Consider the following 12,539-nt stretch of genomic DNA (forward strand, 5'->3'; position numbering starts at 1 on the left):
GATTACGCCTTTAAACGCGGTTCTAGGCTCTATTTGCACGTTATACATGGCGCAGAAGTTTTGGAGTTTAATTAATTAAACCAATTTCTAATAGAAATAGTTGATCTTGAAACAATTTGGAAGTCTCTTGTGTGCGTTCGGCAGTTATTCTATACTTTTAGTTGAATATTACAAATGCTTATGCTTATGCTTGTGCAAAAAAGAGGAGAAAACTTCATGTCACCCTACTATCGCTTATTCCAAATCTTTGACAAGCCCATCATTATTCTAGGAATGGAACACGGAAAGGTAAGAATTATCGATGCTAACGAAAGCTTTTCGCGATTGCTCGGTTACACGTTGGAGGAGCTTAAATCGAAGGAAAGCGCTGGACATCTGCTAAAGTATAACATCGATACGACGAGGCAGACGCTTAAGAGCGAGTTCGGAATTTTCACAAAAAACAATAAGCAAATTCCAGTACGCATCGACCAACAGCCGATACCGAAGCAACCAGGCGAAACCGAGCTGATCAGTTTTGTCACATTCGAAGATCTAACGGCCTATAAGTGGATCGAGCAAAAATGTGAACAGAATAAAGTCATCATTAGCGGGATCATTGACGCACATTCCCATATTCGCTTTCTACGCGACAGCGTCGCTCCGTTATTGTTCGAGCCTGACCGAAAAATGGAGGACGAAACGCTCCTGAGCTTTATTGCGGATAACGAACATGCCAGAGTAATGGAGGCGCTTGCAGAGGCCGGAACGATGAAAAAAGAAAAAAGTCTGACGCTGCTAACGAGCAGATTAAGCGGCATTGAGCTGGAATTGTCAATTACGTTCACACCGATCATTGACGGTTTTGGCGACACCAAAGAATACGCATTCGTCATATGGGATTTGAAGCCTGTCGACGATACAATAGATTCCGCGATGAAGCTTAAGATATGGATGGCCAAGCGGGATATAACCGCCGGGATGCTATCCGAAGCAACGGGCATATCGATCCAGACGATCTCGAAGCTCCGAAATGGCAAGATTGTGAAGCCGCAACGGCTGACAGCCGAGCTGATTGCTTCCGAGCTGCGTGTAGATATTCACGATATATGGACGAAAGTCGGCAAATAGCTCGGCTTATCCAGCACTATACATTGCCTGTACAGGGACAACCGTTTATAATAGCTAAGGCTGATTAATGCCGGTCATTTCTGTATGTCGGCGCGCGGTTCGCAAACTCCCGCGTTATCAAAACTAGGAGGAAAATATGTTTAACTTATGGTTTGGCGCTCTTTTTATGATTATCCATTTCACATTATTTCTTATTTCGTATCGAATGTTCGGCAGAATCGGTATTTACGCTTGGATCGGCATGGCAACCGTGCTTGCTAATATTCAAGTCGTAAAGACCGTCGAATTGCCGCTTGGCATCATTATTACGCTCGGCAACACGATGTACGGCACCATCTATCTCGCATCCGATTTGCTTAACGAGAAGTACGGGGAGAAGGCAGCCAAGAAAGCGGTATGGTTCGGCTTCTTCACGCTAGTTGCAACTACGGTMATTATGCAAATGGCGCTATTGTTCGAACCCGTTCAGGAGCCGTTCCCGCTTGAGGTGCAAGGGTCCCTTGAGACGTTATTCGGCCTACTGCCGCGAATCGCGCTTGGCAGCTTATGCGCCTATTTCGTCAGCCAGTTTCTAGATGTCAAAATTTACTCGGTACTTAAGCGGATGTTTCCAGCACCGAATAAGCTTTGGATCCGCAATAACGGCAGTACGCTCGTCAGCCAGCTTGTAGATACGCTGATCTTCTGCACGATCGCGTTCGCCGGTGAATACGAAAGCGACGTCTGGCTGTCGATCTTCCTTTCGACATACATTATCAAATTTATCGTCTCGCTTGTCTCGACCCCTTTCCTCTATGCGGCTAGAAGTTTTACGTTTAAGGAAGAAAGTCATTAATAAAACGAACAACAAAGAAGCGATCCCGTTAGATACGGGATCGCTTCTTTGTTGTTCGTTAAGATTGTATCGGCATGATTCCGATATCGTCGAGCATCACTTTGCCAGGTCCGTCTACGAATGCAAAAGATATTTTCGTTATTTCAAACTGCTCTATTGATTCATTCTGCGTCTCGAACGCGTCCAGAGGAACAATAAAAGTTTGGAACACCGGCTCGTTCGATTGTTTGTACTTCTCGTCTTTCATTCGCTCCTCCAGCCATGGAAGCGTCATAAAAGCTGTATACGTCGGCGGACTGACAGGCATAACCTCGGATAATGGCAATTCAAGCGTCTGGCCGTCACTCGACGTTAGAACGATCTCCAGTTCCGGAAGCGGAGGCAGCTCGGATAATCCTTCAACCTCAGCTTCAGCTTCTATTTCTGTATCTATTTCGTCATTTGCCTCAGCGTCGGCTTCTGCCTTCTCATCTTCTACAGCCTCGTCGGCTAATAAATCCCGCTCAAGATTTGCCAATGAGAATATTAGGCTCGATGATGTCGTCTCGGAAGCCATTTGTTCCGTTACGCGCTTCGGCAGCTCAAGCTCGTATACAGCGCCTGGCTCCTCCCATTCGAGCGACACTGCTTTTGTTCCTTTATTTTTTCCATCACGATCCTTGGCATTCGTCACTTCCCACTCCGTCATCCCTTCAGCCGAAGCTTTGCCCCCGCCGCTTATCGTTGTTTTGACAGAGCTGCCCTCATACCTTGTTATCTCCGTGAAATTAGACGATTCATAACGATTCACGTACGTGCTGTCAGGCAGCCAGTCCAGTACCGTGCGGTAGTCATGGAACATTTCGGTATATTGATCCTCGCCATGCAGAGTAGCCTCGAGAAATGCGGAAATGTACAGCTTCGCAATATCTCTCTGCTCATCCCCCTCCAGCATGCCTTGTCGGTTCAAGAACACGCCGCCAGGCAGTCGCTCATCCATGATTCCCCAAGCGGTGTTGAATTGGCTGTGATTCGCATCGGCTATATAAAGTGAAGCCTTAAATCCATCTGAATCACTCGAGAAAGACGTTCTGCTGTACTGCCGATCACCGTAGAAGGAATTCACATCTCCGTCACGCGCGCCTTGCAGCGTTAAATAGTTGACATCCTTCAACCGAGCGGACTTGTCATCCACCTGTTTGTCGGTCGGCGCGATGGCCACTACCGAACGAATCTGAATGTCTTCCAAATTCGTCAATGATTTATCCTCTATGAACCATCGATCTTCGTCGGCAGCCATCGCTACCGCTTGTCCCCCTCTGGAGTGACCGATGAGCGAAATCTTGTCCATATCGACTTTGTTCGTGAATGGATTGTCCATGCTTTCATTAAAAGTTTTAATCTGCTGAAGATGCTTAAGGAGCATCCACGCACGCACCTTCATATCGTTGTTCGGGATACCCGACCAGACCGAATAATTCAAGAAATTCTCGTCTACGGAAATGGCGATCATACCTCTGCTTGCTAGCAATTCTCCCAAATAAGCATAACCACCATCCGAGAACTGCTCCATCAGATGATTCCCGTGTACGATTAGGACAAGCGGAAACGGCCCCTCTCCCTCCGGCATCCATACTCTGCCGTTAATCGGGAGCTTATGTTCATCAAAGCCCCAGAAGCGCGTCTTCAGATTTGACCATTTCGTAATATACTCCGAGGCGTCCACGGAATTTGTCATCCAATCCACATCTTCACCGAATAGATCCCGATGCTTATCAGCCCCGCTTCCGTAACTGAACGAAGTGAACTCATAAGTTCCTGGAAGAGCTGGATTATCCGCATGGACTGGCGACACAGCTTCTATCGCCGTTTCTTCTCTTTGCGGCATCGACGCTGGATTCGGCCAGCCCGCCAAAGTAATGATCAGAGCGATAATGACCGACAAGCTTACGGCGGTCATCCATTTGTAGCGCGGCTTGGTCCGCCACTTGAGAAGCACTCCGAGCATTACACCAAGCAAAGCTCCTATAACCGCATACAATGCAGCTAATATAACAGACATTAGAATGCCAAGCTCAGCAAAATATAAAATCATATACGTTTCTATACCCACGTAGAGCAGCACTGCCGCAAAACGTCTAGGAACGGGAACGTAAGCAAACGACAACAGGATCGATACGATGAATGCGGATACCCCGATTGCCAGCACATTCGCGAGCAGGAAGAGAATGGTGTCTGTAACCGCTCCTAGACCGGTAGGCATCCCCATTACGGCCGTATACATCGAAAGCGATCCGAAGACGATAAGACTGCCTGTAGCGATTCGCCATACGAAGCTGTCGCGGTCAGCACGCAATTCATATCTTAATTTCAGCCATGCTGCGAACTTGATCAGCTTACGTTGCTCTTGTATCGCTAATTCCATAAGTTCTCCTTAACGGTGAGCCAATTGCGGCCGTCATGCTGTTCAATCCTAACGGGAACGCCAAAAAACTCGCTCATCGTCTCCGTCTTAAGCACTTCATCCGTGGAGCTGGCGGCGAATACGGTCCCATCCTTAATGAGCAGCGTCTTCGTGAAGCAAGGCAATATTTCTTCTACGTGGTGCGTTACATAAATAATGGTAGGCGCATGTTCTTGCTCCGCAACTGACGAAATCATGTACAGCAGTTGCTCGCGCGCGAATACGTCCAGCCCTGTACACGGCTCGTCCAATATTAGCAGCTTCGGCGATGCCATCAGCGCTCTCGCAATCAGTACGCGCTGCCGCTCGCCTTGCGACAGCGTATCATAGGTACGCTGCATCAGCGCCGCGCAGCCCAGCGATTGCATGAGCGCTTCGGCTTTATCCGAATCGTTATCGTCCGTACGATCATACAAGCCGATCGTTGCAAACTTGCCGCTTAGCACGATGTTGAATGCCGTCTCGCTGCCGTACAGCTTCTGCTGCAGCGATGTGCTGACCCAGCCGATGCTTTTGCGCAGCTCGCGGAGATCGAATTCACCGAATTTTTTGCCGAGCACTTCCATTTGACCGTCAGTCGGCCATATATACCCATTAATCATATTGAGCAGTGTCGTCTTGCCTGATCCGTTCAAGCCGAGCAAGCACCAATGCTCGCCCTCCTGCACCTTCCAATCGATTTGCTGCAAAATCGTTTTGTCACCGCGATCCCAAGATACGCCTTTTATGTCTATAACCACTGGAAAGTCCTCCCGGTCAATGTATGCTTATACATGTTGTACGAATGATTTATTTGACGATAATTTGACTTCACACTTCATATCAACCATTATTATCATACAACGATTCTTGCTGTACGGGTACCGTTGACTTTTGTGAATTTCATATATTTTTACAAACTCAGGAGTGATTATCCTATGAAACCCGATCAAATCAAAGAATGGTCGCATTTTTTTCTAACGTATAAATTTGCTTTAGATGAAGTGGAAACAAAGCTTAATATTTTGAACGAGGAATTCCAATTCATTCACGACTATAATCCAATTGAGCATATGAAGACGCGCATTAAGACGCCAGAGAGCTTAATGACGAAGCTGCGGCGCAAAGGGCTCGATATATCGCTCGAGGCAGCCAAAGAGCATATAAGAGACATTGCAGGCGTCAGAGTCATCTGCTCCTTCTCAACGGACATTTACCACATTGTCGACATGATAAGCATGCAGAGTGACGTCAAAATCATCGAGATTAAGGATTATGTAAAAAATCCAAAGCCTAACGGCTACCAAAGCGTCCATCTTATCATCGAAATTCCCGTATTTTTAACGAATCGTACGGAGTATGTAGGTGTTGAAATTCAAATTAGGACGATAGCGATGGATTTTTGGGCAAGCCTCGAACATAAAATTTATTACAAATTCGATGAGCGGATACCCGAGCACATTCAGCAGCAATTAAAGGGCTCGGCAACGATGATCGATTCGCTTGATCGTCAAATGCTTGCTCTCAATGAAGAAGTACAGCGCCATCGCACACAGACGCTCGAATAGACATAACGCACAACAGCTCCCCGCCATAATGGCAGGGAGCTGTTTGCTTATTATCCGCTTTAGGTTATCGCGTAATAAAAGGGAACGATGACTAAATACATAACAACTGCCAATAATCCGATCGCCATAGACCAACCGCCTAGCCCTCTCGCGCTTTGCCTGTATGCAATGAAGCCAAGAACGGCTGATGTTGCGCCAAGCAGCACAGGCCATACAAACCATGACGCAATTGCAAATACGAGCGCCACCCAGCCTAATGCATATCCCCCGCTGCGCACATCATTGCCTTCATCCTCATACGCGGCATACCCATTTTCCTTCCGATCCCGCTCTACATAAGCGCCTGGAGCGCCAACTGCAAAATCGGCTGCCATTTCTTCATTTACATTGTTTAGCGAAGCGTTCGTTAACGGATCGATGACCGCCGGCGTTTGGCCGGTTTTTCGAAGTTCATCATCATGTTCATGCTCGAATTTCTCCATCGCCAATCACTCCTTTGGGTTAAAGGTGAGGCAGCATGTAGCCGACGATTGCTCCGCCTGATCCTCATGGAACAGTCCAAGCTCGTCTCCAGCAAATTCTTCATGATAAGAATGACTCGAATGCTGATCAATTTCAATCGTGATCTCTTTTGCATTGCATCCATTGCCTTCTTTCCAGAAGGAACAATTGGACACCGTGCAGGATACGCCATTCGGCATAAAAAAATCACCTCCGTTATCAAGTTTCCCTGACCGAAGGTGATTCATTCTTGCCTTATTTTTGTCCTTGCATACGGCGCTGCGTCATGTAGTCGTTCTCGTAATACGCCAATTCGTCGCGCAGCTCCTCAAAAATCTTCGATACGCTAAGCACGATGTCGCGAKCTTCACGAATAGGCTTGTAACGGAAGCGAATCGCGTCTTGTCCCGTATAAGCGTAACGTCCGTCCTCGGAATAACATTCGTTCTTCGGATAGAAAAAGGCGCTTACGCATTGGTGGTACACTTCATAAAGCGCGCGTTCTGCAAAATCGGTATCGAAATTGGGGCGTCTAAGAAGAACTCCCAGCTTTTCAACCGAGACTTCAGAGAACACCAACAAATGTCTCAAATCGGATAAAAGTCCTTTGTAGAACAGTTGTGCTTCCTCGCTGCTGTCCTTCTCGGACAACTGCGACAGCGCATAATTGTTCAGAAACGGTTCAAGTTGATTAACCGCGTCCTTCAATTTGTTGCGAGTGGATTCGCTGATCGAATTTACGTTAGCAGATGGCATTATAGGTAGATCCCCTTTCATTTCACTCAGAAAAAAACTGTAGGCATCAACATCGTACCACAAATTGCATGGAAGTGGTACTGGCGATTGACTCTTTTTGCTTCGCATATTTTGCCGCCATTAGCCGAACTCTAACTTTTAGGCATCTCTTCAACTGAACGATTTATTTGGAGGTTTCGAATATGAGAAAATATTGGATTGGCGCGTTTACCATTGTTGCTCTTGTCGCCCTGCTTATTCCATCGTCCCGGCTCTTCACACCGGGAAACGTTAAGGAAACCCCGCGAAAGTCAGAAAGCTTCGCCGTTAAGCGCGAGCAAACGCTTAAGCTCAATACGCTGCAAAACGATATGAATGCTACCGCCTTGTTATGTACAACGGAATGCTCGCGTGATTTCCACAAGTTGATGAACGCAGGCAGCTCGTCACGCAAAGATTCCGAAAACTCTGTTGAGCACCTTATGCATGAACATCATCATATGCGTTTCATTAGCTGGATCAACGGCACACGCTCGGTTGAACGCGGCGAAATACCGGATTCGGCCGATTCCCACGTTGCGCAGCAATATGTGAAGACAGCGAAGCTGCAAGTGATGAAAGGCGCAAAGTTCGAATCGCCAACGTTCAATGACAAGGATGGCAACCGGTATATGGTGCTAGGCGTTCCGGATTCGAAGCATCCCGGCATTGGCGTTGTCGGCGTCATTAATCAAAATATTATCAAATCCGTCGAGGCACATCAAAAACGGAACTTGCGTCTCATTCCATACCCTGCAGAGGGCAATTACAAGATCGAATCGGTGAAACCAAATTCCACGATCGATACGACTGTTCGCACCGGCGAGGACAATGGCAATGCCAGCCATTATCATATTCGCGATGCGGTCATTCACTTTGCCAGCAGACCTGATAATCGCGAGCTGGAGCAGATCAAGCGCGATATTGACGCCGTATCCGTACAGCAAATCGGGGATACGTACGTGTTCCGATCGAAGAAGCTTGAAACCGAGAAAATGCTGCAGTATTTCCGTCAAAAATGGAATCCAGAGTACGCGGAGCCTCATTATTTGTACATGACGAACGAGAAAGTGACAGATAACGATATCGTTCCGAATGATGCGCTTTATTCCGAATATCAATGGAACTTGCCATCCATTGAAGCGGAGAAGGGCTGGAAAGTTTCCAAGGGTGATGAACAAGTTATTGTCGCGGTGCTCGATACAGGCGTGCAGAGCAACCATCCCGACTTGCAAGGTAAGCTTCTAGACGGCATCAATCTTGTCGATGAAGATAAAGATCCCGATGACGATGTGGGTCATGGCACGCATGTCGCTGGAATCATCGGAGCTTCAGTTAATAACGGCGAAGGCGTCGCAGGCGTATCTTGGTACAATAAAATCATGCCTGTTAAGGTGCTGGACAGCAGCGGCGCAGGCTCAACCTATACGGTAGCCCAAGGCATTATATGGGCAGTCGATCACGGCGCAAAAGTTATTAATATGAGTCTCGGCAACTATGCCGAAGCCGATTTCCTTCATGATGCGATCAAATACGCTTACGAGCATGATGTCGTCATGATTGCCGCCAGCGGCAATGACAATACCGACCGTCCAGGATACCCGGCGGCATATCCAGAGGTGTTCGCGGTCGCTGCCACTGACAGCAATAAAGAGAAAGCTTCCTTCTCCAATTATGGTGATTACATTGACGTGGCAGCACCGGGAGACAGCATCGCCAGTACGTATCCGGGAAGTCAATACGCTGCATTATCGGGCACGTCAATGGCATCGCCGCATGTCGCTGCGCTTGCAGGCTTGATTCGGTCGGTTAATCCGGAGCTTACCAACAAAGAAGTTATGGAGCTTATGCGCAGTTCGTCCATTGATCTCGGCACGAAGGGCAAGGATGATTACTTCGGCTACGGTGAGATCGATGTGAACAAAGCGCTGCAGGCAGCCTCCAGTTACGGCAATGCGCTCCAGACGTTCCCAGATCAAGTGAAACGCCGCTTGGACAACATTGTTCGCAGATATAGATAAAACAAATAGAAGGTTGAGCAGAGGATGCTGTGCATCCTCGCTCAACCTTCTTCGTTTGTCATTAATTATTGGTCGTGCGGAAAGTTTGCCGTAAGCCGGGTTCTGTACTTCTAGTGGTGCGAACGGGAACGACCCTCCCACGAGGAAGCGACAATCATCTATCTAGGCCGCACATTGCTATACGGCTCCAGCAACCAACCCGGACGCGCCTCAGGCTAAGGCTGCAGCCTTGCGGCTGCTGCGTCCTCTCGGTCTTGCTCCAGATGGGGTTTACCAGGACTGCAGTCACCTGCACTCCTCGTGGTCTCTTACACCACGGTTCCACCCTTGCCTGTGCCGGCCTAAGCCAGCCATCGGCGGTCCATTTCTGTGGCACTATCCTTCAGCTCGCGCTGACTGGACGTTATCCAGCATCCTGCCCTGCGGAGCCCGGACTTTCCTCTCGCGGCAACAAGGCCGCCAGCGATTGTCTGTCAAACTTTCCGTAGCACGATCTAGTATACTAGGTATTCAGTCAAAGCTCAACCCTCTAACTCGTTCCAATTGATATTGGAACAACAAGCCGCATTGCAAACAAGGCCCTATATGAACGTGAATGGTTCAGTATTTAACGTAGATGCAATTACTTTCGTTTCGCTTTTGGTCGCCTGCAGCTGACCATTCAGCCACTCGGCAACCTGCTGCTTCATAACCTTCTCGATGTTATGGCCGGGGTCAATAATGGCGATTCCGGCTGCCAGTGCATCATGCGCGGTATGATAATCAATATCCCCCGTTACGATCACATCAGCACCTGCAAATATAGCGTGACGGACATACCTAGCTCCCGATCCCCCGAGCACGGCCGCTTTGCGAATGCTGCGGTCCAGTTGACCGACGACTCGAAGCGCAGGCACGTCGAATGCCTGCTTCAAACGTTCGGCAAGCTCGCTTAGGCTGACTTCCTGCTTCAGCTTACCCACTCTGCCAAGTCCGAAGGCACGACCCTTCAGATCGACAGCGTACAAGTCGTAGGCTACCTCCTCATAAGGATGTGCCTTCAACATCGCTTGTACCGCCTTGCGATGAACGCTGTGCGGAACGATGACTTCTATTCGCACCTCGTTAGCGTGCTCCAGCTTGCCTTGCTCGCCAAGGAATGGATGAGTACCCGGTCCTGGCAGGAATGTACCCGTTCCTTTGATATTGAAGCTGCACTGGCTGTAGTTGCCTATTTCGCCCGCTCCTGCGCGCCATAGCGCCTCCAGCACTTGCTCATGATGGCTCTCCGGCACGAACACGACAAGCTTATAGAGCTTATCCGTATGAACCTCTTCCAGACACTGACGTCCGGAAGCTGAGATACCGATCTGATCAGCCAACCAATCGTTGATGCCGCCATCGGCAACATCGAGATTCGTATGCGAAATATATACCGCAATATCGTTCTTGATCAGCTTCTCGTAAAGCTTGCCTGMCGGCGTTGAAGTATCGAGCTTCGCCAGCGGACGATAAATAATCGCATGATGAGCGATGATAAGACCAGCACCTGCCGCAATCGCTTCATCCACGACCTCGTCGGTTACATCAAGCGCGATTAACACTTTATCAATAGCTTTATTAAGCGTCCCGAGCTGCAGTCCGATCTTGTCATTTTCTACCGCGTAATGCTTGGGAGCTAGTTTCTCCATCAATTGGATGACCGTATGTCCGTTGGCAAACATTGCAATACCTCCTGCGTAACATTCATTTCCGCACGGAACTGATGAAGCTTCCGCTCCGATTCTGCTAATTCCGACTTTGCAAGCTGCTGACAGATGCGGTCCAGCTTTTCCAACTCCATACGCCATTTCTGATGCAGCACAGGAGTAGGTTTCCGCAGCAGGTGCGGTCCCATTTGAAACAGTACCGCAATACCTTTCTCCTCATTCAGCTCGACGCTAAGGAAACCGCTGTTATACAGCTTATTATTCAATTCAGCTGCATCTACAACAAGGACAGCTCGCATAACTTCATAAATTTTACCGTCTTCTTCTATAATGCTCTCATCAGCCAAGTACCAGCTATGTTCATAAAGCCATCTTCGTACGATATCTTCACCGACATTCGGCTGCAGAACGAGCTCACGCACACCGCTTAGCTTCCCTGCCTGTAAGCCTGCTTCCAATATTTCGCTCATCAGACTGCCGCCCATGCCCGCTATCGTCACCGTATCGGCTTCGCCAGGCTTCAGAACGGATAAACCGTCGCCTTGCCGAACGGACAACCTCGAACTCAGTCCAGCATCGGCTGCCTGCTTGCGAGCGGCCTCGTAAGGACCTTCGTTAAGCTCTCCGGCAATACCCGAAGGACATTTTTCCGATTGAAGCAAGTAGACGGGCAGCATTGCATGATCAGAGCCAATGTCGGCTATTCGCGAGCCTTCCGACACATAATCGGCAATCGTTTGCAGTCTTTTTGATAATTTCAGCATTATACAACCCACACCATCCATTTTTTTCGCATTAAAAACAACAAACCGCCGCCAACGCCAATCTTGACAATCAATTGCAGTTGAATCCAAGCGATTTCGTCTGAAAACAACATGGCGTACAGCTCAGGCATAAACCATACTAACGCACAGGTGACGAATAGTACAGCCGATACCGGCTTCTGCCAACGATGAATGAACCAGCTGCCCCATGCGAACAAGCACGCAATCGGCAGCCAATATAACTGAATTTCGTACCACTTGGAAGCTCCCATGTAATGCGACAGCAGCCATGCGTATACAAGTATCGAAGTGATCCAGCCGCATAAGTGCAGCACAGGAATACGAGCCAATATGCCATAGGCTACCCATAAGAGCGCACAGAAACCAAGCAGGGCCACTTTGGTCCACCACTCCGTTATATCATGCAATCCGTACATAAACAGCCCACCGCCTAATAGAAGCAGCATCGCTATTCCGGTTAATGCTAAGCCGGCAGCCTCATTATGCTTTCCAAGACGTTTACCAAGCCACAACAAAACGACTACCGCCAGTACGATAACACCTATTTGCAATAGCGGATGAAAAACGCTAAAATAAAAAACAACGAAGGAAATTAAGGTAAAAGTTCCAAATGTAAGAAACCATTGCATGCCTGTAGCCCGCTGTACCGCCGCAACCGCTTTTCGTGCGGTGCTCGATCCGCCGGCTGCTCGGGAGGATGGACTGTCCGTTTCTTGATCCGCGTACAGATTGAGTAGAAAATCGCAATATTGATCGGGCAACAGCTTGCTCCTTCGCCAATGCTCGATTTCTCTTACAATGATTTGTCGGCGATCCGAATTCATATTGGTTCTTA

At 48.4% G+C, this 12,539-nt stretch carries 12 protein-coding genes and 1 other RNA gene; 4 read left to right on the forward strand and 9 right to left on the reverse strand.

The window, feature by feature from the left end; translation table 11 throughout:
- Positions 1-216: 216 nt before the first annotated feature.
- Both AC1DF0_RS15000 and AC1DF0_RS15005 read left to right on the forward strand, forming a co-directional pair.
- On the forward strand, positions 217-1,110 hold the full coding sequence (locus AC1DF0_RS15000; RefSeq protein WP_477574487.1) for a PAS domain-containing protein: 894 nt from the start codon (positions 217-219) through the stop codon (positions 1,108-1,110).
- Positions 1,111-1,246: 136 nt separating this feature from the next.
- Positions 1,247-1,945, forward strand: a complete 699-nt coding sequence (locus AC1DF0_RS15005) for a queuosine precursor transporter (RefSeq protein ID WP_442052573.1) — start codon at positions 1,247-1,249, stop codon at positions 1,943-1,945.
- Positions 1,946-2,003: 58 nt separating this feature from the next.
- On the opposite strand, the gene AC1DF0_RS15010 is transcribed toward AC1DF0_RS15005, so the two are convergent.
- Both AC1DF0_RS15010 and AC1DF0_RS15015 read right to left on the reverse strand, forming a co-directional pair.
- The gene (locus AC1DF0_RS15010; protein ID WP_477574488.1) at positions 2,004-4,349 is read right to left on the reverse strand and encodes an alpha/beta hydrolase; all 2,346 of its coding nucleotides are present in this window, start codon (positions 4,347-4,349) and stop codon (positions 2,004-2,006) included.
- Complete coding sequence (locus tag AC1DF0_RS15015) at positions 4,340-5,128, reverse strand: ABC transporter ATP-binding protein (RefSeq protein WP_477574489.1); 789 nt, start codon at positions 5,126-5,128, stop codon at positions 4,340-4,342. Before AC1DF0_RS15015 ends, AC1DF0_RS15010 begins: the two co-directional genes overlap by 10 nt.
- A gap of 177 nt (positions 5,129-5,305) precedes the next feature.
- Between AC1DF0_RS15015 and AC1DF0_RS15020 the strand changes: the two genes are divergently transcribed.
- Positions 5,306-5,935, forward strand: a complete 630-nt coding sequence (locus AC1DF0_RS15020) for a GTP pyrophosphokinase (RefSeq protein WP_477574490.1) — start codon at positions 5,306-5,308, stop codon at positions 5,933-5,935.
- Between the two features lie 59 nt (positions 5,936-5,994).
- On the opposite strand, the gene AC1DF0_RS15025 is transcribed toward AC1DF0_RS15020, so the two are convergent.
- The 3 genes from AC1DF0_RS15025 to AC1DF0_RS15035 are packed head-to-tail and all read right to left on the reverse strand — an operon-like array spanning position 5,995 to position 7,192.
- Positions 5,995-6,417, reverse strand: a complete 423-nt coding sequence (locus AC1DF0_RS15025) for a DUF4190 domain-containing protein (RefSeq protein ID WP_337101632.1) — start codon at positions 6,415-6,417, stop codon at positions 5,995-5,997.
- A 6-nt stretch (positions 6,418-6,423) separates the two neighbouring features.
- On the reverse strand, positions 6,424-6,636 hold the full coding sequence (locus AC1DF0_RS15030; RefSeq protein ID WP_337101631.1) for a DUF1540 domain-containing protein: 213 nt from the start codon (positions 6,634-6,636) through the stop codon (positions 6,424-6,426).
- A gap of 55 nt (positions 6,637-6,691) precedes the next feature.
- A complete protein-coding gene (locus AC1DF0_RS15035; RefSeq protein WP_477574491.1) occupies positions 6,692-7,192 on the reverse strand; it encodes a YpuI family protein in 501 nt (166 codons plus the stop codon).
- A gap of 182 nt (positions 7,193-7,374) precedes the next feature.
- Here AC1DF0_RS15035 and AC1DF0_RS15040 point away from each other — a divergent pair, with 182 nt between their 5' ends.
- Positions 7,375-9,231: a S8 family peptidase gene (locus AC1DF0_RS15040; RefSeq protein WP_477574492.1), complete on the forward strand. Its 1,857-nt coding sequence runs from the start codon at positions 7,375-7,377 to the stop codon at positions 9,229-9,231.
- Between the two features lie 76 nt (positions 9,232-9,307).
- Here the strand turns inward: AC1DF0_RS15040 and rnpB are convergent.
- The 4 genes from rnpB to AC1DF0_RS15060 all read right to left on the reverse strand — a co-directional run bounded on the left by rnpB (position 9,308) and on the right by AC1DF0_RS15060 (position 12,528).
- An RNA gene (rnpB, locus tag AC1DF0_RS15045) (RNase P RNA component class A) lies at positions 9,308-9,713 on the reverse strand.
- 99 nt (positions 9,714-9,812) lie between these two features.
- Positions 9,813-10,934, reverse strand: a complete 1,122-nt coding sequence (locus tag AC1DF0_RS15050) for a Nif3-like dinuclear metal center hexameric protein (protein ID WP_477574493.1) — start codon at positions 10,932-10,934, stop codon at positions 9,813-9,815.
- Positions 10,901-11,683: a tRNA (adenine(22)-N(1))-methyltransferase gene (locus tag AC1DF0_RS15055; protein ID WP_477574494.1), complete on the reverse strand. Its 783-nt coding sequence runs from the start codon at positions 11,681-11,683 to the stop codon at positions 10,901-10,903. The genes AC1DF0_RS15050 and AC1DF0_RS15055 overlap by 34 nt, the downstream gene beginning before the upstream one ends.
- Positions 11,683-12,528: a hypothetical protein gene (locus AC1DF0_RS15060; RefSeq protein ID WP_477574495.1), complete on the reverse strand. Its 846-nt coding sequence runs from the start codon at positions 12,526-12,528 to the stop codon at positions 11,683-11,685. The genes AC1DF0_RS15055 and AC1DF0_RS15060 overlap by 1 nt, the downstream gene beginning before the upstream one ends.
- Between the last annotated feature and the right edge of the window lie 11 nt (positions 12,529-12,539).

The sequence above is a fragment of the Paenibacillus sp. 05T425 genome (assembly GCF_056396205.1).